We start from the raw sequence: 17,556 nt of genomic DNA on the forward strand, positions 1-17,556 counted from the left end.
GCCCGGTCACGCCTCAGCGTAAAAAACATAACTTTCAAAGGAGTTGAATTGTCATGCCCACCCTGGACAACGCTTTTCACAGCCTGCATCAGAATGGACTACTGGTCTTGGCCAATGTGGCCGATGCGGGCGGTGCGCGCATCGTCGAACGCTTGGGCGGCAAGGCTGTAGCGACCAGCAGCGCGGCCATGGCCTGGTCGCATGGTTATCAGGATGGCAACAAGCTGCCTCTCGACCTGCTGAGTACCACCGTCAAGTCGATGGTACGGGTGCTCAGCGTACCGCTCACGGTGGATATCGAAGGCGGCTATTCGGATGACCTGGAGCGGGTCGGCCAAGTGATTGACACCGTCATCACCGCAGGAGCGGTCGGGATCAACATCGAAGACGGCCTGGGCTCTCCAGAGCTGCTTGTCCGCAAGATCGACGTCGCGAGAAAGGTGGCGAACCAGGCGGGCGTCAAGTTGTTCATCAACGTACGGACCGACGTCTACCTGAAAAACCTGTTTCCCACCGAACAACGTCTGGAGGAACTTCTGAAACGCAGCGCACTGTATGCCAACAGCGGAGCGGATGGTCTGTTTGCCGCTGGCGTGGTCGATTCGAACGAAATTGCCACCATCTGCCGGGACACCAAACTGCCAGTCAACCTGCTGTCCCGGGACGGACTGCCCTCCCCCGACGAATTGAAGCGTCTGGGCGTCAGACGACTCAGTGCGGGCTCCAGCATCGCCGAGTTTCTGCACGGCGCCATGGGGGCATTGGTCCGCAGTTTCTTGGACAACGGCCAACTCGACACCCAAACCTTGAAAGCCCACACATACGGCGAATTGAACGCTTTGATGGCGGCGAAAACCGAGTAATGCTGTCCCGCGGACGAGGCCAAACGCCAGTCTGAATTGAAAGTGTCTAGTTCTGAAATAGGCTTACACCGGTTTCAGGGCTAGGACCACCGAAAGCAACGGCCTCCAAACCTGTACGGACACAGCTAACTTGTGCCCAGGGAATGGGCGAGTCCATCGACCTGTTTTGCCAGGGTTTCGAGGGTAAAATGTTCGATTGCGCGGGCACGCCTTGGTCCGAGAGCGATGTGACCACGATAACGCGGATCGTGCGACCCAACACGCTCGATTCAGCCCATCGACAGGCAACGCTCCTCCTCTGACTCTTCCAACCCGATAAATCGTCGCACCCGTTGAGCTCCATGCCCTTCGCGGATCGCCTGTGGCGAGGCATCCAGCTGCACGTTGCCGTTTTCCATGAAAATCACCCGGTCAGAGATCGACAGGGCAAACTCCATTTCGTGAGTGACAATCAGCAGGGTCATCCCTTCGCGAGCCAGGTCGGCGATCACCGTAAGTACCTCGCCGACCAGTTCCGGGTCCAGTGCCGAGGTCGGTTCGTCAAACAGCAGGATGTCCGGGTCCATGGCCATGGCCCGGGCGATCGCCACACGTTGCTGCTGGCCGCCAGACAGTTGATGCGGATATTTGTGAACGTGGGCCAGCAGGCCAACCTTGTCGAGCAACTGGCAGGCCCGCTGCTCACTCAGTGCGCGGCTGACGCCATGATAACGAGGGGCGAGACTGATGTTGTCCAACAGTGTCCGGTGCGGAAACAGGTTGAAGTTCTGGAACACCATGCCGATGCGCTGCACCCCCTGACGAACCCGACGCCCATCCGGTTTGTCCTCGGCATTAATGAAACCCTCCCCGAACAACAGGATTTCACCCTGATCGATGCGTTCCAGGCCATTGATGGTGCGGATCAACGAGGTCTTGCCGGAGCCGGACGGGCCGATGATGGAAATCACCTGGCCGCTTTGCACCTTCAGGTCGATACCTTTAAGCACATGATGATCGCCGTAGCGTTTGTGCACGCCCTGCAGGTGCAGGGCCGGGGCAGCACCTTTGGCTGGGAGACTGACCTTGCTCGGTACCCTAGGTGCCAGACTGTCACGCAGCACTTGTGTCGAGGTGTTCTCCAGGGTTTGCGGTGTGCGCAGGTTCAGGTCCAGGTAACGTTCCAGACGCTGCAAGGCGAAACCAAACACTGTCACGATCAGCACGTAGTACAGGCCCACAGCCGCCAGGGTCTCCATGACCAGGAAGTTCTGGGCATACAGGCGCTGGCCGACAGTCAGCAGTTCGGTCAGTGAAATCACCGAGATCAACGAGGTCAGTTTGACCACCGTGATGTATTCGTTAATCAACGTCGGCAGTGAGATACGAAACGCTTGAGGAATGACGATCAGCCGTTGCACGCCAAGCAGCCCGAGTCCCAGGGCACGGCCCGCTTCCTTCTGGCCCTTGGCGATCGAAATCAGCCCGCCACGATGAATTTCTGCCATGTAGGCGGCCTCAGTGACCACCAGCGCCAACAGACCGGAATAAAATGGCACCGACAGCACCGGCCCGGCACCGGGCAGCAACTGCGGCAGGTTGTAGACGAAGACCACCAGCACCAGCAGCGGAATACTGCGAAAGAACCAGATGTAGAGTGATGCGGGTATGCGCAGCCAGCGCACGCTCGACAGTTTGGCCGATGCCAGGACAAAACCCAGCAGCATGCCCAGGAACCAGGCCAGGGTGCTCAGTTCGATGACGGTCAGGCTCGCCGCCCAGAAGTCAGCCAGGGTGAACAGCGAAAAAAAGTAATCCCAATCGAATTGCATAGACACCTCGCGCAAGCCGCGCCCCCGATCGAGGGCGCGGTTTCAGGCATTACTCAGAGACCGGTTCCAGGTCGTACGCCTTGAGAATGGCGGCGTACTCGCCGTTGGCCTTGCTCTCAGCCAACGCCTTGACCAGCGCCTGATAGGTCGCGTCGGCGTCTTTCTTGACGTAGATGCCCAAGGTTTGCGGGTAAACCAACTTCTGCGAGCTGACGATCACACGGCCGTTGGTACGCTGAGCGATCATGTGCGCGGCACCGGCAATTTCCACTTGAGCCTGGATGTTCTTTGACAGCAGCGCCTGCGTCACCTCGGGTGCCGAGGGAAACTCACTGACGGTGATGGCACCCTTGTTGTTCGGGACGCAGTAGTCGCTGGACAACTGACGGAACTTGCCGACCCAGGTGGTGCCCTGCTCCAGCCCGATTTTCAGGCCACACAGGTCTTCGGGAACCTGCGGGTTCAACTCACTGCCCTTGGGCACCATGATTGCCGCGCCGGTGTTGGCATAAGCAATGGTCCGGGCCTGGGCCTGGCGCTCCGGGGTGATGTACATGCCGGAGATGATTGCGTCGTAATGCCCGGCGTTGAGGCCGTTGAGCAGATTGGGAAACTTAGTGTCGACGAAACTGGCCTTGACGCCCATTGCCTTGGCCAGGGAATGGGCCAACTCCGGGTCGGAACCGACCACGTTCTTGTTGGCGTCATAGGACTCGAACGGCGGGTAGGTGATTTCCATACCAACCTTCAGTACACCCGGGGTCGCGGTGCTGGCGAAGGCGGCACTGGCACAGAACAGACCAGCGGCGAGCAGACTCAGTCGGGTCAAGGCGTAGGGGGTTTTCATGATGGGAAGCTCCGTTGGTTTTTTTAGGAATGAGAGGCAGTGTTTTTCAGGCGACCGAAGCTCGATGGCTTGCGGGCTCGGGACGGCAGTTCAAGCTCGCCGTTCTCGACGCGTTTGCGCAGGTACTGATAGGTCTGCAGGGCTTGACTCCACATGTGTTCACCAATCGTCAGCGCCTCGTAGACCTGAGCGTCATTGATGAATGCCGGCAACGGCTTGATCAGCGTGTGGTAGTCGCAGGCGTAAAACAGCGGGAAGCTATAGCGCTCCTGAGCCACCTTGCGCACTCGGTGAGCGGTGGCCACAAAGGTCCCGGCGGTCATGACTTCCAGCATGTCGCCGATGTTCACCACAAACGCACCGGGCATTGGCGGTGCATCGATCCACTGATCCTGGTCGTTCAGCACCTCCAACCCTGGCTGATCGGCGTGCAGGATGGTGAAGCACTCGTAGTCGGTATGCGCGCCGATGCCTGGAGCATCCACGGCAGTGGCGTCGAAGGGGTAATGGATCAGCCGCAGCTTGGAAGGCGGACGGGTGACCAGTGCGTCGAAGTAGCCCTCTTCCAGGCCCAGGGCCAGGGCAAAACCATCGAACAATCGACGGCCCAGGGCAAACACGGCCTGATAGTAATTTTGTACCGCTGCCTGAAAACCCGGCACGTCGGGCCAGTGGTTCGGGCCCAGCAGCGGCGTTCGATTCAGGAATAGCGGATCTTCCACCGGCACTTCGAAACCGATGTCGAAGGCCTCTTTGTGGTCCGGCTTGCCCTTGGAGTACACCTCCTCACCTTCGGGCACGAAGCCCTTATGGCTTTCCGAGGCACCAATGTAATGGCGCATCTTGGTCTCCAGGGGCTGCGCGAAATAATCCTTGCTTGCCTGGCGCAGGCCCTCGATCAGTGCCGGATCGATGCCGTGCCCGGTGATGTACAGAAACCCCACATCGCTGGCGGCACGCCCCAGTTGCTCGGCCACAGCGAGGCGATGCTCCAGTTCGATACTGAAGAGGCCGGCGATGTTCACCACCGGAATGCTATTGAAGTTGGCCTGGGTCAGCGAAGTCTTATTCATGGCGGGCTCCTTCACAGGTAAAACGGTTGAAGTGTTCGCGCTCGGTTCGCGCCATCCACTGGTTCAAGGTCCAGAGATCGGCCACCGGCATGTTGGTAAAGGGCAAGTGATGCAGGTACCCGTCGGCACCGAACTCCGGGGTCAGGGTGCTGACTGCATAGCCACGCTGAATTTGAGAAGCCCAGACCGCCTCCCAGTGGCGCTGGTGAAACACCAGTTCACGGGCATATTCCGGAGCGGCGGGATGGGGAACTTGCGGGCCCTGGTCATAACCGACCCGAGCTTGAATGTGATGAACGCGCTCGACGAAGGACGACAGATCGTCGGCCGGGTCGTCCAGTAACCGCTCACAGCACACCACCCAATGGCTGATGTCACTGGTGAAACGCAGTTCCGGCAGTTGGCGAATCAGTTCCAGAGTCACCCAAGGGCTGTACAGGGAGCGGGCGCGGTGAGTCTCGAAACTGCAGAACACCCCATGCCTGGCGGCCAGTTCCAGGGCCTGACCGAAGAACTCGACCTGCTGCGCCAGAGGCCAGCGATCATTGCCTGCGAGCAGATTGACGAAACGGGGTGTCAGCTCCGTGGCCCAGCCGAGCTTGCGATCGATGTCGACCAAGTGCTGGGCAGGCGTAGCGCGCTGATCAGGCAGGACATCGTAGGCACTGAACAGGGTGCAGATGTAGGGGACATGATTGCTGCGCAGGAAAGCGCCGAACTCGCCACGCGCATCGGCCTGCAGTGGCAGGCGTGCTTCGATCCCATCAAAACCGGCGACAAGCAGTTCATCCAGTGCGGATGAATGGCTGGCGGTATAGCCCCATAAGGTACGGAAAATCTCTAGCTTCATGCATTCCTCTCGACTGCTTCGGGCCACTAGCGGATTGGGCGGGTGGCGTTGCTGGGCAGTCGAAAAGGGGCCGCTGCGGGCTGCTGCTCTGATGGCGGCAGTCCCGTTTGGAGGATCCTAAGGCCATCGTGACAAATGATTGAATAGGCTGTAGCAAATAGTTAGTTCAGAAATCCATGAACTAACGCAAGGCGGGTTTCGCGGGAACGAAAAAGAGGCCAACACCTGAATGGCACTTACTTGGCCTTCTTCGGTGGCCATTCCTCCTGACCAGTCCTTGCTGATCGACGTGTGTTCATCAGCATGGGGTAAGGCTTGGGTCTTCGTTTCATGGCACGCGGCTCAATCCTGCCCTGACACGCTCGACGACATCCCCAACAGCGACAACCGTCAAGTCATCGACGGTGGCTCGAAAGCCGTTACAGGCGGCAACGCCTGATCCCACTTCACAATGTCCACCGAGGCGGTTTGCGCCGAACAGCCTTGGGACAGACTCGATGAGCCGACATCAGCGGTGATCATGTTCGGGTTGCCGTGTTTATCAAGGCTGTTTCGCTCACCGTTCACCAACGGATCAAACCAAGCACCCGTGGCGATCTGCACGACACCCTGGCGGATTCCATCGCTGACAATCGCCCCGGCCAGAAAAGCCCCACGCTCGTTGAACACCTTGACCACGTCGCCATCGACAATACCCCGGGCGTGCGCATCCGCCGTGTTGAGGGTCAAGGGCTCACGCTGCCGGATTTTCGAGGAGCGGCTGTAGGTGCCGTGATCGTATTGGCTGTGCAGACGGGTTTTCGGCTGGTTCGACAGCAGTTGCAACGGGTACTGCGCCACTGGCTTGTCCAGCCACACCGGGTGACCGGGACAATCGGCGTAGCCAAAACTCGCGATGCGTTCGCAGAAGATTTCGATCCGTCCCGAAGGTGTCGGCAGCGGATTGGCCTCGGGGTCTTCGCGGAAGGCTTTGAGCAATACCGTATCGGTGTCGGGGTAGGCAATTTCGAACAGGCCATCTCGCCAGAACGTGTCGTAGTCAGGCAACTCAATCCCTTGCTCCTGCGCCCTGCCCCGGGACTCGTCATAGGTAAAACGCAGCCATGCCTCGGCGTCACGCCCCTCGGTGAATGACTCGCCGAATCCCAGACGCTCGGCGACTTGCGCCAGAATCCAATAGTCGTCCCGGGATTCGCCCACCGGCTTGATCGCTTGCTGCATTGCGATCATGAAGCGGTCCGACGCGGAGCTGCCGATATCGTTGCGCTCCAGGGCCGTCGTGGCCGGTAGCACGATATCCGAATACTTGGCCTGGGCAGTCCAGAACTGCTCATGGACGATGAGGGTTTGCGGTCGCTTCCAGGCCTCCAGCAGACGGTTTAGATCTTGATGATGGTGGAAAATATTCCCCCCCGCCCAATAGACCAGACGTATGTCCGGGTAATGCATCCGCTTACCGTTATAGTCGAACGGGGCTCCCGGATTGAGCAGCATGTCGGTCACTCTCGCCACCGGAATGAAGTCTTTGACCGGATTGACCCCTTGGGAAAAGCGCGGCCCGGAAAACGCTTTGCGACCGCTGCCCGTGTTGTTCATGCAGCCATAGCCAAGGCCGAATCCGCCGCCAGGCAGGCCGATCTGCCCAAGCAGCGCGGCCAGGGTCACCGTCATCCAGAACGGCTGTTCGCCGTGCACCGCACGCTGCAAGGAATAGGCAATGTTGATCATGGTGCGCTGGCGGGCCATGCGCCGCGCCAAGTCGATGATTTGCGGCGCGGGGATGTCTGTCAGGGTCTGCGCCCATAACGGATCCTTGGGTTGGCCATCGACATGACCGAGCAGGTATTGGCGAAACCGCTCATAGCCGACCGTATAGCGCCGGACGAAGTTCTCATTGTGTAAACCTTCACTGACCAACACGTAGGCCAACGCCATCATCAGCGCCGTATCGCTGCCGGGGCGCACCGATAACCATTGATTATTTGTCGGCCCAACCAGGTCTTCGCGCAAGGGACTGACGTTGACGAACTGCACGCCGGCCTCGGACATCTTTTCGAGTGCTCGAGACAACAGATGCTCGCTGGCCCCGCCGGGGCTGGTCTGGGCGTTTTTCGCCGGCAGGCCACCGAAAGCGACAAACAACTCACAATGCTGCGCCAGGTTTTGCCATGAGGTATGCGCGGCCAGCAACCAATCCATGTTGCCGACGATATGCGGCATCAACACCCGCCCGGCGCCAAGGCTGTAGCTGTCCATGCTGAACACGTAACCGCCGAACAGATTGAGGAAGCGATGCAGCTGACTCTGGGCGTGATGGAAGCGTCCGGCACTGCCCCAGCCGTAGCTGCCGCCGAAAATCGCCTGGTTGCCATGCTCGATCTTGACCCGTTTCAGCTCCCGGGCGACCAAGTCCAGCGCCACTTCCCATGACACTTCGACGAAGGGTTCCTGACCGCGCCGCTCGGGGTGAGATCCGGGCTCGGCGAGGTAACTGCGGCGCACTGCCGGCCGCATGATCCGCGTCGGCGAAGTAATGGCCCCGGGAATCGAAGCACCGATGGGCGACGGATCGGAGTCCCATTCAACAGGCACCATCGCATCCAGTTTTCCGTCGACGACCTGCGGACGGTACGCGCCCCAATGCAGTGAAGTGAAACTCATGGCGCGATGAACTCCCAATGGAATACGGTCGATAGCACGCAATAGATCTGATGCGGGAGCGGGCTTGCTCGCGAAAGCGGTGTGTCAGTCGCCATCAATGTTGAATGCCTGTCCCTCGTCGCGAGCAAGCCCGCTCCCACATTTGTGCTCTGTTGTCCTGCAAAGAGTGCTCGGGCACTCAACCAATAATTACCAGCTCTCACCCAGCCCCAGCAACCCCATGATCTGGCGTCTCAGATCCACCAGATAAGGATCGTCGCGATGACGCGGATAAGGCCGTTCGATGGTCAATTGCGCTTTAATCGCTGCCGGTCGGTCACTGAATACGATCACTCGATTGGCCAGCAGCAAAGCCTCTTCAACATCATGGGTCACCAGCAGCGCGGTGTAACCCTGACGTTGCCACAAATCGATCAACTCTTTCTGCATGGCAATGCGGGTCAGCGAATCCAGCTTGCCTAACGGCTCGTCGAGAATCAGTAGCCGCGGTTCGTTGACCAACGCCCGAGCCAACGCGACACGCTGGGCCATCCCCCCTGACAGCTGCCGTGGATAGGCTCGGGAGAACGGGCTGAGGCCAACTTTTTCCAGTGCCTCATCGACCTTGGCGGAATAGGTTTTGAGCAGCCCCTGGGCCTCAAGGCCAAGGGCGACGTTGTCCCACACGCGCCGCCACGGGTACAGCGTCGGGTCCTGGAACACCACGACCCGACTCGGGTCCGGCCCCTTAATCGGCAGGCCATCAGCCAGCAAAGCGCCCGAATCGGCAGGCTCCAGCCCCGCCACCAGGCGCAACAATGTGGACTTGCCGCACCCTGAAGGCCCGAGCAACGCGACGAACTCGCTGGGCGCCACGTCGAGGGAAACCCGATCCAGTACCGGCAAGTGCTGACCGTCCAGGGCAAAACCGTGGCTCAGGTTGTCAATGCGCAGGGCTAACCCTGCCGATGCGGTTGCTGCGTGTGCCAGCGCTACCATTTCATCGCTCCTTTTTGCCAGGCCAACAACCGGTCACGGATCAGAAACAGCGCCGAGATCAACCCCGAGCAGGCCAGTGCCATGATCAACAATGCCGCGTACATATTGGCGTAGGCCGCCCAACCCTGGGCCCATTGCAAGTACCAGCCGATGCCAGATTTGACTCCCATCATTTCCGCGACCACCAGGGTCGAGAACGAGGCGCCCAACCCCATGAACAAACCGACAAACACGTGGGGCAAAGCGGCCGGGATCGCCACTTTGAAAATCAGAAAGCCCTGCTTCGCGCCCAACGTCCGGGCCACGTCGTAATAGGCTTTGTCGACACTGGCCACACCGGACCACGTCAACACCGTCACCGGAAACCAGGTCGCCAGAGCAATGAGAAAGACACTGGCACTCCAACTGGTGGGAAACAGAAAGAAGCACAGTGGCAACAGCGCCGTCGAAGGCACCGGCCCGAGAATGCGCAGGACCGGGTGCAACCAGTAGCCGATACTGCTCGACCAACCGATCGCAACTCCGGCCACAAAACCGGTCGCGGCACCCAGCGCCACTCCACTTCCAAGCAACAGTGCCGAATGCAGCAAGCTGTCGGCCAGGCGTGGCCAGTCATCGACGTACACCGCGAGCAACGCTTGCGGCGGTGCAAAGAATGGCACCGGCAGCAGGCCAAGCTTGGCGGTGAGCAGTTCCCAGATGCCCAGCAGAATGGGCAGTGCGATCAACCAGGCGCCTGCTGCCCGTAGGCGCGTGGCGAGCTTCGCCGACCAGTGACCGACGATGCCCAGCAACCCGATCAATGTCGCCACGGCCAGGCATAGATTCGCCAGGCCTTGGGTCATCGGCCAAAGGCGCGTGGCGTTGGGCCAATAGCTGATCAGCAACGCAACCGCCACCCATGCCGTCACCGCGACCGCACCTTGGCGCCAAAGCTTGAATACCCACGGCCTGGCGGATGCGGCCAACGTCGAAACATCAGCTGAAGACATCGGCGGTGATCTCCTTGGCGAACGCTCCGGCGTCGGTCCCCTGACTGATCACCTCCACGGTTTTCAGGTCGGTGACGTAAGTGGTGATCTCCTTAGTCAGCAACGGGCCAACGGCATGATGACCGTGGGTATGGTCGTGCAGGATGGCCTCGACTTCTTCGGTGGAAGTATTCAACGCATAGGCCTGGAAGCCCTTGGCCACGGCCTCGGGGTTTTTCACCGAGTAATCGTGGGCCTCGAGAACGGCCTGAGTCAGGGCTGCGACCACGCGTTTGTCCTCACGCACCAGTTTGCCGGTGACGCCAACGACGCAGCAGCTGAGGTTGGCGTACTCCTCGACCAGATTGGTGGACAGCTCCTGGGCTTTGCCGGTCTTGATCAGGCGGTACATGAACGGATCACTGCCGCTGACTGCCTGCACTTCACCACGCTCCAGCGCTGTGCCCAGCAGGTCGGCCGGGTACAGTCGCCATTCCACATCCCGCACCGGATCGATGCCGTGCTTTTTCAGCAGGATCGAGAAGAAGTTACGGTCCGGGCTGGCCATGTCGGTGACGCCGATGGTTTTGCCCTTGAGGTCTTCAAGCTTATGCACGTTGCCGTTTACTGCGCTGAGCAAACGCAGGCAACCGCCGTGAGTGCCGGCGGTGAGTTTGACGTCGAAGCCCTGCTCCAGCGCCTTGAGCCAGCGCAATGCCATGCCGACTCCAGCATCGGCCTTGCCGGTGGCGATGGCTTCAAGCAGCACTTCGGTGGAGTTGCCAAAGTTGACCAGTTCGACATCGAGGTTGTGCTTCTTGAAGAAACCCTGACCGTGGGCGATGACCACTGGCGCCAGACAAACCGCATTGAGGTTGACCGCCAGTTTCAGCGCGCGCGGGGCATCCAGGCGAATGAATTCGCCCGTGCCGGCGGGCTCGCTGGAGCTATCGATAACATGGCCGGCGTGCTCATCCGCCGCCCGGCTAAAACGCGGCAACGCCATCAACAACGGACTCGCCAGGGCAACACTGGCCAGCCCCAGCAGGTGACGACGGGTCAAACGTTCGAAAACAGCCATTCAAATATCCCTTTGGTTGGTAGAAGAGTTCAGTTCTTCAGCTCGCCGAGCCCCAGGTGCTCACGCAAGGTCGAGCCTTCATAAGCGCGACGGAACAAGCCTTTGCGTTGCAGATGGGGGATCACGCTTTCGACGAATTCGCTGAACGATCCCGGCAGGTAACCCGGCGAGATCACGAAGCCGTCGCAACCTTCGCCCTGGAACAACTCGGCCAGTTGGTCGGCGATTTGCGCGCCGGTGCCCACCAGTTGCGGAACGCGAACGCTGCTGGCGAAGATCCGCCCCAGTTGCTCCAGCGTGGTCTCGGCACCCTGCATCAGTAGTTTTTCGGCCGCCGCCGGATGGATCAGCGGCGATTGGGCTATCTGCGCCAGCGTCGCGGATAACGGAAACGGTGACAGGTCGACATTGAGCTGTGAGGCCAGCGTGACCAGCCCTAATTCGGGACGTGCCAGTGCGTTGTGTCGATCGCGTTTGGTCCGTGCTTCGGCTTCCGTGCCGCCAATGAACGGCATGACCGCTGTCAGCACTTTGCAGCTGTCAGCCTCGCGCCCTTGTTGCACGACCTGCGCACGTACGTCGTCGCGGAAGGCGCGCATAGCGCTCAGGTGCGGATGAATGGTAAAGATCGCTTCCGCCCAACGCGCCCCGAAACGCCGACCGCGACCGGACGAACCGGCCTGGATCAGCACCGGTCTTCCTTGGGGCGTGCGCGGAATATTCAGGGGGCCTTCGACCTTGAACCACTCGCCACGGTGCTGCACCGACTGGATCTTCGATGGATCGGCCAGCTCCCCGCTTTCGCGATCGAGCTTGAGCGCGCCAGGTTCCCAACTGCGCCATAGCTTCAACGCCACTTCGACGAACTCGTCGGCACGGTCGTAACGCAGGTCGTGCTCCAGATGCTTGTCCTTGCCGAACAGCCGACCTTCGCTGTCGTTCATCGAGGTGACGATGTTCCACGCCGCGCGGCCCTTGGACAGGTGATCCAGAGTGGCGAACTCCCGGGCGATGTGCGCGGGTTCGTAATAGGTCGTGGAGCGGGTTGCACCCAGGCCGAGCTTGCTCGTTTGCCCGATCAGGTAAGACAGGATCGGAAGTGGGTCCAGGCGTGTCGCATCCTGAGCGCCATAACGCAATGCCAGATCCCGGGAGCCGCCCATTTGATCACCCACTGCGAGGCGATCGGCGAAGAACAGAAAGTCGAACAACCCCTCCTCCACGACTTTTGCGACGCGCGCGTAGTATTCGGGATCGAGGTAATTGCCGACGGTTTCAGGGTGACGCCAGACGGCGTGACTGTGAACGACTGGCCCCGTCAGCAAGAACGCTGACAGGTGAATTTGACGACTCATGCCAACACTCCCCTACTTAGCCTTCGGCGTCCAGACCGCAATATCGGAAACCTTCAACGCCTTGGGCGTCAGCTTCGCCGCGTAATAGGTGTCAGCGATACGTTGCTGCTCGACCAACTCATCGACCTTGACCGGGACGATGTCATAGCTACGGCGGGTATTGGCCAGTTCCACGGTGGCGGAAGGAATGTTGCCCCACAACGGGCCGAGTATCTTCGCGGCCTCTTGTGGGTGCGCTTTGACCCACTGCCCCGTCTCACGCAGGGTATCGAAGGTAACTTGCAACACGTCCGGGTGCGCGCTGGCGAACTTTGTCGTTGCCAGGTAGAAGCGGTTGTAATCGGCCAGGCCGTCCTTGCCGTCAGCCAGCACGCGCACGTGATGATCCAGTTGTTGGGTCGCCAGGAACGGGTCCCAGATAGCCCAGGCATCGACACTGCCGTTGGCGAATGCCGCCCCGCCATCCGGTGCTTCCAGGTAACGCGGGGTGATATCGGCGAGCGTCAAACCGGCTTTTTTCAACGCCGAAATCAATAGGAAGTTGCTGCCCGAGCCTTTGGAAACCGCAACGGTCTTGCCTTTCAGATCGGCAACGCTGTGGATGGGCGAGTTGTCCGGAACGATGATGGCCTGGGCGCCAGGCGATGGGTTTTCTCGGGCGTAGTAGGTCAATGGCGCATCGGCAGCCTGGGTGAACAGCGCAAAGGCGTCGGCGACGTCGGCATGCAAATCGACACTGCCGGCGTTCAGGGAACTGAGCAGGCCGGTGCTGAATTCATGCCAGTTGACAGTGAAGCCCAAGGGCTTCAGTCGCTCTTCCAGTTGGCCGTTTTGCTTGAGCAATATCCATAAGGTCGATGAACGCTGGTAGCTGATATCAATGGCTTGCTGGGCATGTGCCCCGGCGGCGGCGAACAACAGGCTGGCGGCGATGATGAGTTTTTTAAACGTCATGAAAGGCCTTTATAGAGGTTGGGGCGGCGTGGCTGAGGGGAAAAAACCGAGTCAGCAGTGTTGTGTTCAGCAAGACTCAAAGGTCGAGGCTGAAAGCATCAGCGATTATATTAATGATGCAAGATTATGAAAGAATCATATAACGCTAAGGTTATTCCTGTTTAAGCGTTTGGTCCTGACGTGGGCAGGAGGTGCCGGTCAGCACAAGGTAAAACTCCGTGTTCAAGATGATCTCGAACATCGGCGCGAGAGCAGGTTCGAGTTATTCATGAATATGACGTCCATGAACTTGTTGAGCGCGGTGATGGGTCGCTAGCGGTGAAGGCTGAGCACTTACGCGGTCATTGCAATCACTAATCCGATCTATCGTTAGCGTCCAAAATTCTAATCTGCGATTTAAATAGGACGTTACAGTAAGTTCCTTCTTGCCCTTGAAGGACGCCAGCATGTCATTAACCGCAGAAGTTGCCTGGGTAAACGGGGTCGGTGCTGTCGAAGGATTAGGCGCGGCGCTGGCACGACGATTCGCCAAAGGTGGATATAAGGTCGCCGTGAGCGGTCGCAGCCCCGATAAGCTCAAGGCCGTCGTCGAGAGCATCCAGGCACAGGATGGCGATGCGGTGGCATTGCCGGCAGACGCAGGCAATGAAGCCGATATCCTGGCTGCGATCAAGGCTGTCAGGGAGCTTGGCCAACTGAAGGTCGCGATCTTCAATGTGGGTAACTCGGTGTCATCCCCCAGCCTTGAACTCAGCGCCGACCTGTTCGAACAAACTTGGCGAGCTTCGACCCTGGGCGGTTTTTTGTTCGCCAGAGAAGCCACCCGCGCGTTGCTTGAAAACGGTGGCGGCACATTGCTGTTCACGGGGGCCACGGCCTCCTTGAGGGGCAAGCCACCGTTCGCGGCGTTTGCAGCGGCGAAGGCCGGACTGCGCTCGTTGAGTCAGTCCTTCGCTCGTGAGTTCGGCCCGCAAAATGTTCACGTCGCGCACGTGGTGATCGATGGCGGCATCAATGGCGAACGCTTACGCAGCCATGCTCCGCAGCGTCTTGAGCAGCTAGGCGCTGAGGGCGCATTACAGCTTGAGGATATCGCCGAAGCTTACTGGTACCTGCATACACAACCGCGCAGCGCATGGACGCAGGAATTGGATTTGCGGCCGTTCAAGGAATCATTTTAAAGCGGCTCGCCTCGAGCCAAGGAGTTCTTATGGGAACCCATCAGCAAGACATTGCACCTGTATCCGTAATCGGCGAGCTCAACTATCTGCTGGACAATGGCATACGTCCGGTCAATTACGCATTCGCGCAGCCCGACGGCCAACCACAACGCACGGGTGTCCTGCAGCCGACTCGGGTCAATATTCATAACGCACGCCTGCTCGACACCCCCGCCACCCTCGATGTGCAAGGCTTTGAGCGAATCGAGCGTCCAAGTGCGGTGCCTGATCTGGAAGACGAAACGCAAGTTCGCCTGCTCTATTACCCCGAGGCTGACGCACTGATTCGCGAGCAAACGGGCGCCATCAAAACCGTGATCTTTGACCACACCATTCGTGTTGATCAGCCTGGCAGAGAGGCTGCAGGAATGCGCGAACCGGTGCGTTATGTTCATAACGACCAGACTGAGCGTTCCGCCGTGCGCCGTGTGCGCGATCACTTGCCCCCGGAAGAAGCCGAGCAACGTTTGCTCAAACGCTTTGCAATCATCAATTTGTGGCGTCCCATCGGGGGACCGGTCTTTACCACACCGTTAGCGCTGTGCGATGCCAGCACCATCGATCCTGCCGACTTCCTGCCCAGCGACCTGGTGTATCGCGACAAAGTCGGGGAAACTTTTTCCGTGCGCGCAAACCCGAATCATCGCTGGTATTACTACCCCCGCCTACGACCTGAAGAAGCACTGCTGCTCAAGATCTTCGATTCGCGCACCGATGGTGTGGCACGAGCGGGTGCACACACCGCTTTCGATGATCCTTCTACGCCACGTGATGCCCCTCCAAGGCGTAGTATCGAATTGCGTGCATTGGTGTTCTTTGCCCACTAGTTCACGACCGTAGTTCTTGTCCCCTTCGGTGCGCCTTCACTGGCGCCCGCTCTCAGTCCTGATCTGTCGATCCGGGTTGCGGCCGCCACTCGCCCGATCACCTAGCCGTATATTCGCGCACTGAGCCGCCCCCCGGGCGACATGATCACACCCGCAAAACCTACGGACCCTGGCAAGGCCAGGTCCATTAGCCATTTCTGCCTTCGATCCCGACCTCATGGACCGGCCGGCGGTTGCTCGGCAGCTCGACTTTGCAGATTATCAAGCTTGCGAGAGTGATGCTCGACGAACTGGTCGAATGCCCCGTGAGCGCTTCAACCTACCCATCTCCAGTAATCCTAAAATTCGTGCGATAGCAAATGCGCTGACACTCGAGCCCTCCGATCGCAGTACGTCAGCCGAATGGGCGAAACGCGTGGCGATGCGCGAGAGGTCGCTGTCGCGATTGATGATTCGTGAGACGGACCTCACGCTTGGACGCTGGCGGCAGCAGTTGCACCTTGTTGTTGCGCTGCGAGAACTGGCCAGTGGTGCGAAGGTGCAGAACGTTGCGGCCGAGCTGAGCTATAGCTCGGTCAACGCCTTTATCACAATGTTCAAAAAAGGCACTAGGGAACACGCCCGCACGGTTGAGCAACTGCACTGCAACTAGTAGCGGAGTCGTACCACCTTAACTGAGAGGTTCAAGGAAAGCGTCTGCCCGTTGTTGCACCGACTCTTTCTGTCTGAACATTTGCTGCCAGGCGAGCTGCGCCTGGACAATGGCGACCGCCTCCAGGACTTTCTGCGTCCAGCGGTCATCCTCCGGATGCACCACGGCAACGCGAAACCCATGATCCTTGCCTTCAATCTGCACGCCCTCGGAATCATCGACATGCAAATCGATATCGAACGCTGGCGGATATTTCGAAGGCGCATTCAACATCCCATGCACCGTCAGGGCACGGTTGTGCAGCACGCTGTTGACCACGCCGTCGACGCGGATGCCGTACAGCAATAGCCAACGCCGGATATAGGACGGCGTGCGTCCGGACGACGTGTAGACCCAGATGCTGCAGCCCTGGCGGCGCAGCTCTCGGATCAGGGAGCGTGTGCCCATGCGCAACGGCTCACCCAACCAACGATGAACACAGGCCGGCAGCCTGCTCTGCTCGACGGCACAATGGTGAAGTTGGCAGGCGAGCGTGTCATCGATATCGAATGAAATTCGTATGCGTTGCCGCTTGAACAACTGCGTCGGCATAGCGCGGCGGATGACCCGCCCTACCCGGCTGCCGAAGGTTTTGCACCTGGCGAACGCTGGATACTCGCTCATCAATGGCCACCTTGATAAATGGGCAAGGACTTGTCCTTGAGAAAAAACTTCATGGGATCGGGCGCCTGTTCTTCTAAAAAAGCTGCGTATTTTTTCTTGATCTTGGGCAATTCGTACAACGCCTTGACGCCGTGCTTGGCGGAGTTGCGTATGACCGAGGACGGATTGAAGTAGCCCTTTGCGTTTTCCAGCGTCAGCACGAAAGGAGGCAAACCCGCGCGCATGAGCAAATAGCTGACGATGAGCGACCCACTGCGGTTGTTACCTTCGATGAACAGCTGCGGCTTGCTGAGAATGCGTACATAGACACCGGCCGCACGCTTCCAGACGGATTCGCTGCGATACGCGCAATACCAGTTGTACAAGTCCTTGATGCCTCCCTCAACATTGTTGAAGAAATGCGCCTCGGTGGCTGCCAGGTGCTGGGCGTATTCCAACCGGCGCGCCGGATCTCGGCCACACAGCACCGTGGCATTGATCTCCAGCATCAGGTTCAGTTGCTGAAGATCGAACAGGTCGACGCCGCGGGCGACATAGTCGTCAACCAACGCATAACCTTCAAGCACATTCTGCAGCACTTCATCAGTCAAAGGGTCTCGCGGCTCGGTGAAGTACCGGCTCAACTCGACGAAGCGGCCTTGAACTTCACGCAGTGCGCGTTCAATTGCAGGTAAATCAAGGCGGTGCGTAACAGGCATTGGTGCTCCTTGAAAACGTTTGGCAAATGTCTACCGGATGCCGCCAAATCCG

General features: G+C 59.2%; 16 protein-coding genes. 4 read left to right on the plus strand and 12 right to left on the minus strand.

All coding sequences use genetic code 11. The features are described from left to right. Positions 1-53: 53 nt before the first annotated feature. Positions 54-863, plus strand: a complete 810-nt coding sequence (locus AC30D9_RS23740) for an isocitrate lyase/PEP mutase family protein (protein ID WP_490144982.1) — start codon at positions 54-56, stop codon at positions 861-863. A gap of 269 nt (positions 864-1,132) precedes the next feature. On the opposite strand, the gene AC30D9_RS23745 is transcribed toward AC30D9_RS23740, so the two are convergent. The 10 genes from AC30D9_RS23745 to AC30D9_RS23790 form a co-directional block, all read right to left on the minus strand. Then, positions 1,133-2,674 carry an amino acid ABC transporter permease/ATP-binding protein gene (locus AC30D9_RS23745; protein ID WP_490144983.1) on the minus strand — a complete coding sequence of 514 codons (1,542 nt, stop codon included), beginning with the start codon at positions 2,672-2,674 and terminating at the stop codon, positions 1,133-1,135. A gap of 49 nt (positions 2,675-2,723) precedes the next feature. Continuing rightward, on the minus strand, positions 2,724-3,521 hold the full coding sequence (locus AC30D9_RS23750) for a transporter substrate-binding domain-containing protein (RefSeq protein ID WP_134923799.1): 798 nt from the start codon (positions 3,519-3,521) through the stop codon (positions 2,724-2,726). Between the two features lie 23 nt (positions 3,522-3,544). After that, positions 3,545-4,594: an isopenicillin N synthase family dioxygenase gene (locus AC30D9_RS23755; protein WP_490144984.1), complete on the minus strand. Its 1,050-nt coding sequence runs from the start codon at positions 4,592-4,594 to the stop codon at positions 3,545-3,547. After that, positions 4,587-5,444, minus strand: a complete 858-nt coding sequence (locus tag AC30D9_RS23760; protein ID WP_307571137.1) for a sugar phosphate isomerase/epimerase family protein — start codon at positions 5,442-5,444, stop codon at positions 4,587-4,589. Before AC30D9_RS23760 ends, AC30D9_RS23755 begins: the two co-directional genes overlap by 8 nt. Before the next feature lie 390 nt (positions 5,445-5,834). Continuing rightward, positions 5,835-8,105 (minus strand): molybdopterin guanine dinucleotide-containing S/N-oxide reductase, encoded by a 2,271-nt coding sequence (locus tag AC30D9_RS23765; RefSeq protein ID WP_490144985.1) that lies wholly within the window; start codon positions 8,103-8,105, stop codon positions 5,835-5,837. 189 nt (positions 8,106-8,294) lie between these two features. Next, positions 8,295-9,083 carry an ABC transporter ATP-binding protein gene (locus AC30D9_RS23770; protein ID WP_307571139.1) on the minus strand — a complete coding sequence of 263 codons (789 nt, stop codon included), beginning with the start codon at positions 9,081-9,083 and terminating at the stop codon, positions 8,295-8,297. Continuing rightward, a complete protein-coding gene (locus tag AC30D9_RS23775) occupies positions 9,077-10,075 on the minus strand; it encodes an ABC transporter permease (RefSeq protein WP_109755264.1) in 999 nt (332 codons plus the stop codon). Before AC30D9_RS23775 ends, AC30D9_RS23770 begins: the two co-directional genes overlap by 7 nt. Further along, positions 10,062-11,135 (minus strand): ABC transporter substrate-binding protein, encoded by a 1,074-nt coding sequence (locus AC30D9_RS23780; RefSeq protein WP_134923795.1) that lies wholly within the window; start codon positions 11,133-11,135, stop codon positions 10,062-10,064. The genes AC30D9_RS23775 and AC30D9_RS23780 overlap by 14 nt, the downstream gene beginning before the upstream one ends. A gap of 29 nt (positions 11,136-11,164) precedes the next feature. Continuing rightward, the gene (locus AC30D9_RS23785) at positions 11,165-12,490 is read right to left on the minus strand and encodes an LLM class flavin-dependent oxidoreductase (protein WP_163854252.1); all 1,326 of its coding nucleotides are present in this window, start codon (positions 12,488-12,490) and stop codon (positions 11,165-11,167) included. A gap of 12 nt (positions 12,491-12,502) precedes the next feature. Further along, positions 12,503-13,444, minus strand: coding sequence for an aliphatic sulfonate ABC transporter substrate-binding protein (locus tag AC30D9_RS23790; RefSeq protein ID WP_307571142.1), 942 nt, complete (start codon positions 13,442-13,444; stop codon positions 12,503-12,505). A gap of 446 nt (positions 13,445-13,890) precedes the next feature. Here AC30D9_RS23790 and AC30D9_RS23795 point away from each other — a divergent pair, with 446 nt between their 5' ends. The 3 genes from AC30D9_RS23795 to AC30D9_RS23805 all read left to right on the plus strand — a co-directional run bounded on the left by AC30D9_RS23795 (position 13,891) and on the right by AC30D9_RS23805 (position 16,143). Then, entirely contained in the window at positions 13,891-14,625 is a 735-nt protein-coding gene (locus AC30D9_RS23795; protein WP_109755268.1) for an SDR family NAD(P)-dependent oxidoreductase, read from the plus strand. Positions 14,626-14,654: 29 nt separating this feature from the next. Continuing rightward, a complete protein-coding gene (locus tag AC30D9_RS23800; RefSeq protein WP_134923791.1) occupies positions 14,655-15,491 on the plus strand; it encodes a CmcJ/NvfI family oxidoreductase in 837 nt (278 codons plus the stop codon). Positions 15,492-15,789: 298 nt separating this feature from the next. After that, complete coding sequence (locus AC30D9_RS23805; protein ID WP_307571144.1) at positions 15,790-16,143, plus strand: helix-turn-helix domain-containing protein; 354 nt, start codon at positions 15,790-15,792, stop codon at positions 16,141-16,143. Between the two features lie 18 nt (positions 16,144-16,161). On the opposite strand, the gene AC30D9_RS23810 is transcribed toward AC30D9_RS23805, so the two are convergent. Further along, entirely contained in the window at positions 16,162-16,734 is a 573-nt protein-coding gene (locus AC30D9_RS23810; protein WP_307571625.1) for a hypothetical protein, read from the minus strand. 71 nt (positions 16,735-16,805) lie between these two features. Beyond that, the gene (locus tag AC30D9_RS23815; RefSeq protein WP_109755275.1) at positions 16,806-17,504 is read right to left on the minus strand and encodes a hypothetical protein; all 699 of its coding nucleotides are present in this window, start codon (positions 17,502-17,504) and stop codon (positions 16,806-16,808) included. Positions 17,505-17,556 lie beyond the last annotated feature (52 nt).

The sequence above is a fragment of the Pseudomonas sp. DF11 genome (genome assembly GCF_058148565.1).

What these genes read in the sequence shown, in the direction of transcription:
- AC30D9_RS23800 (WP_134923791.1), top strand. Translation starts at nt 14,655, where the DNA reads ATGGGAACCCATCAGCAAGACATTGCACCTGTATCCGTAATCGGCGAG.
- AC30D9_RS23815 (WP_109755275.1), bottom strand. Translation starts at nt 17,504, where the DNA reads ATGCCTGTTACGCACCGCCTTGATTTACCTGCAATTGAACGCGCACTG.
- AC30D9_RS23810 (WP_307571625.1), bottom strand. Translation starts at nt 16,734, where the DNA reads ATGCCGACGCAGTTGTTCAAGCGGCAACGCATACGAATTTCATTCGAT.
- AC30D9_RS23755 (WP_490144984.1), bottom strand. Translation starts at nt 4,594, where the DNA reads ATGAATAAGACTTCGCTGACCCAGGCCAACTTCAATAGCATTCCGGTG.
- AC30D9_RS23770 (WP_307571139.1), bottom strand. Translation starts at nt 9,083, where the DNA reads ATGGTAGCGCTGGCACACGCAGCAACCGCATCGGCAGGGTTAGCCCTG.
- AC30D9_RS23765 (WP_490144985.1), bottom strand. Translation starts at nt 8,105, where the DNA reads ATGAGTTTCACTTCACTGCATTGGGGCGCGTACCGTCCGCAGGTCGTC.
- AC30D9_RS23795 (WP_109755268.1), top strand. Translation starts at nt 13,891, where the DNA reads ATGTCATTAACCGCAGAAGTTGCCTGGGTAAACGGGGTCGGTGCTGTC.
- AC30D9_RS23740 (WP_490144982.1), top strand. Translation starts at nt 54, where the DNA reads ATGCCCACCCTGGACAACGCTTTTCACAGCCTGCATCAGAATGGACTA.
- AC30D9_RS23790 (WP_307571142.1), bottom strand. Translation starts at nt 13,444, where the DNA reads ATGACGTTTAAAAAACTCATCATCGCCGCCAGCCTGTTGTTCGCCGCC.
- AC30D9_RS23745 (WP_490144983.1), bottom strand. Translation starts at nt 2,674, where the DNA reads ATGCAATTCGATTGGGATTACTTTTTTTCGCTGTTCACCCTGGCTGAC.
- AC30D9_RS23775 (WP_109755264.1), bottom strand. Translation starts at nt 10,075, where the DNA reads ATGTCTTCAGCTGATGTTTCGACGTTGGCCGCATCCGCCAGGCCGTGG.
- AC30D9_RS23760 (WP_307571137.1), bottom strand. Translation starts at nt 5,444, where the DNA reads ATGAAGCTAGAGATTTTCCGTACCTTATGGGGCTATACCGCCAGCCAT.
- AC30D9_RS23780 (WP_134923795.1), bottom strand. Translation starts at nt 11,135, where the DNA reads ATGGCTGTTTTCGAACGTTTGACCCGTCGTCACCTGCTGGGGCTGGCC.
- AC30D9_RS23805 (WP_307571144.1), top strand. Translation starts at nt 15,790, where the DNA reads ATGCCCCGTGAGCGCTTCAACCTACCCATCTCCAGTAATCCTAAAATT.
- AC30D9_RS23785 (WP_163854252.1), bottom strand. Translation starts at nt 12,490, where the DNA reads ATGAGTCGTCAAATTCACCTGTCAGCGTTCTTGCTGACGGGGCCAGTC.
- AC30D9_RS23750 (WP_134923799.1), bottom strand. Translation starts at nt 3,521, where the DNA reads ATGAAAACCCCCTACGCCTTGACCCGACTGAGTCTGCTCGCCGCTGGT.